We start from the raw sequence: 2,974 nt of genomic DNA on the forward strand, positions 1-2,974 counted from the left end.
GTCGACATAGCAGCGCCGGCCGCCGTACTGCGCGTCCTGGATGTTCTGGATCACGCCATAGCGCTGGTCGTTCATCAGCACGTAGACCACGTTGGCCTTTTCCTGCACCGCCGTGGCGAGCTCGCCCAGGTTCAGGATAAAGCCGCCGTCGCCCGACAGGCAGAAGGTTTTGCGGCCCGAGCCTGTAACGGCCGCGCCCACCGCCGCCCCCACGCCCATGGCCAGGCCCTGGCCAATGCCGCCGCCCAGCGCATGCACGCCGGCACGCGGATCAAAAATCTGCAGCTGGCGGTTGCCCCAGGTGCTGTTGGACACCGTCACATCGCGCACCCAGTTGAAGTTGCGGCCGGCAGCCTGCTGCAGCTGGCGCACCAGTTCGGTGTAGGGGCCCAGGCCGTCCAGCAGGCCTTTTTCGGCGGCGCCGCGCGCGGCCTGCAGGTCGGCCATGAAGGCCGGGTCAATCGAGAGCCGGCCTTCGAGCCGGTCGGCCAGGCCTTGCAGCACCAGCTCGGCGTCGCCGTTGACGAAATAGTCGGTGGCGTAGCAGCGGCCTTCGGCGGCCGGATCGACATCGACGCGGTACAGCGGGCGCGGCAGCTTGAGCTCGTACTTCAGGGTTTCGTTGCCGCGCAGGCGCGAGCCCACCACCAGCATGGCATCGCAGGTCTGTAGAAGTTCTCGACCGGCTTGTGCAGGTTGTAGGCGCCCAGCGAACGCGCGTCGTCTTCGGCGACGATGCCGCGGCCCTGGGTGCTGGTTACCACGCCCAGGCCCATGGCCATCAGGCGGGCCACGGCCGCGCCGGCATGGCGGGCGCCGCCGCCCAGCCACAACAGCGGGCGGCGCGCCCTGGCCAGGCGGTTCGCCAGCTCGTCCATTGCGCTGGCCACGGGCGCCTGCACGACCACCGGCAGCGGCTTGAGGTCTGCCGGCAGGGCCATCAACGCGGCCTGGATGTCGATCGGGATTTCGACGCTGACCGGGCCGGTGGGCGCCGTCAGGGCGGTCTGCACCGCCAGCTTGATGGTGCCGAGCGCGGTCTCGACGCTGCGCACGCGAAACGCGGCCTTGGACACGGCCTTGAGCATGGTCAGCTGGTCCGGCGCTTCGTGGATATACGACAGGTTCTGGTCGAGGTAAGGCGTTTCAATCTGGCCCGTCAGGTGCAGCAGCGGCGTGCCCGCGGTGAGGGCTTCGACCATGGCACCGGCGGCATTGCCGGCGGCGGTGCCGGTGCTGGTCAGGCACACGCCCAGACTGCCGGTGGTGCGGGCATAGGCATCGGCCATGTTGGTGCCGCCGGCTTCGCCGCGCGCCATCACGAAGCGGACCTGGCCGCGCTCGTGGAAGGCGTCCAGGATCGGCATGTTGTGAATCGAAATCACCCCGAAGGCGGCCTTGACGCCGCATTCTTCGAGAAAAGCGGCAATGGCAGCGCCGACCGTGATTTGTGGAGGGATTTGGTTGGAACTAAGCATGATGGGAAAGGCCTCCAGAGACGTCAATGTGACTGCCGGTGGTGTACGACGACAGCGGGGTTGCTAAAAAGAAAATCGCGCGCGCTGCTTCTTGCGGCAGACCCAGGCGGCCCAGCGGAATGCGTTTGCGCGCGGCCAGTTCGCCGGTCCAGGCGGCCCAGTCAAGGGCCTGGTCTTCGCGCACCGCGAAGCGGCGGCGCCACTGGCCCGACTCGATCAGGCCGACCAGGATGCCGTTGACGCGCACGCCGCTGGGGGCGAACTCGGTGGCCATGGAGCGCACCAGGTTCTTGATGCCGGCACGCGCCGCCGAAGTCGCCACCATGTGCGGCTCGGGCTGGGACGCCAGCAGCGAATTGACGCAGACGATGGCCGGGCTGGGCTGGCGCTGCAGCTGCGGCAAAAAGGCGCGCGTCGGGTAGATCACCGAGAAGAATTTCAGGTGCAGCTCTTCGGTCCAGGCACTGTCTTCGGTATCGGCAAAGGTGGACACGCGGCCCTGGCCGGCGTTGTTGACGAGGATCGATGCAGCGCCCAGTACCCGCGCGGAGTCGGCGGCGAAGCGCTGCATGTCGGCGGCATCCAGCACATTGCAGGGCGCGGCGTAAAGGCGCGCTTCGGGAAAGTCCGCGCGCAGACCGGCCTCGGCATCACGCAGGCGCTTTTCGTCGCGGCCACAAAAGGCGACTGCGGCGCCGCTTTGCAGCAGCAACTGCACGGTGGCCAGGCCTATGCCCGATGAGCCGCCGGTGACCACGGCCACGGTATTTTTCAGGTTGATCAGGTTCATGGCGATTGGCCCTTAGCGCGCGCGCAGCGCAACAACCTTGTTCGGGCTGTCACTGCGCGGCTGGTAATTGAGAAGTTGGGACAACTCGTCGGCGGCGGCGCAGACGCGCTGCACCATGGCTTCAATCTGCCCCGCGTCGATATGCGCCGAGGGGATGGTGGTGCCCAGGGTCGCGACGATGCGGCTGCTCTCGTCGCGCACCGGCGCGGCGATGGTGGAAATGCTGGCCTCGTAAAAGCCCTCGCCCAGCACATAGCCGCGCTGGCGATCGGTCTCCAGCAGCTTGAACAGCTCCAGCACGGTCTTGGGCGTGTTGCCGGAAAAGACTTCCAGGTGATCCTCGGGGTAGAGCGCGCGCAATTCGGGCAGGCTCAGGTCCTGCAGCAGCACCCGGCCCAGCACCGTGGCATGGGCCGGCAGGCGCGTGCCCACCCGTACCGAACTGGCGAACGGAGTCGGCGGCGCGACCTTGGCCACATACACGATGGAGCGGCCGTCGCGCACCACCAGATTGCACGAGTAGCGAATCTCGTCGCACAGGCGCGCCAGCACCGGCTGGCCCAGTTCGGTCAGCTCCAGTGACGACAGGTATTCAAAGCCCAGGCGCAGCACCGCCATGCCCAGGCGATAGTCGTTGCCGTTGGCGGTGCGCTCGATAAAGCCCATGCCCTCCAGCGTGTTGAGCAGCCGGAACACCGTGGAACGG

The 2,974-nt window shown here is 67.4% G+C and carries 2 protein-coding genes and 1 pseudogene; all 3 read right to left on the minus strand.

The window, feature by feature from the left end:
* A pseudogene (locus tag RMO23_RS08675) lies at nt 1–1,478 on the minus strand (thiamine pyrophosphate-binding protein); the annotation flags it as partial.
* On the minus strand, nt 1,471–2,268 hold the full coding sequence (locus RMO23_RS08680) for an SDR family oxidoreductase (RefSeq protein WP_309680530.1): 798 nt from the start codon (nt 2,266–2,268) through the stop codon (nt 1,471–1,473). The gene RMO23_RS08680 and the pseudogene RMO23_RS08675, both read right to left, overlap by 8 nt.
* A gap of 12 nt (nt 2,269–2,280) precedes the next feature.
* A partial coding sequence (locus RMO23_RS08685) for an IclR family transcriptional regulator (RefSeq protein WP_309680531.1) occupies nt 2,281–2,974 on the minus strand: 694 nt, incomplete at its 5' end.

The organism is Polaromonas sp. (genome assembly GCF_031411155.1).
GTDB lineage: Bacteria > Pseudomonadota > Gammaproteobacteria > Burkholderiales > Burkholderiaceae_C > Polaromonas.

Bases quoted from the DNA above. Each gene is read 5' to 3' on its own strand.
- RMO23_RS08680 (WP_309680530.1), bottom strand. From the start codon at position 2,268: ATGAACCTGATCAACCTGAAAAATACCGTGGCCGTGGTCACCGGCGGC.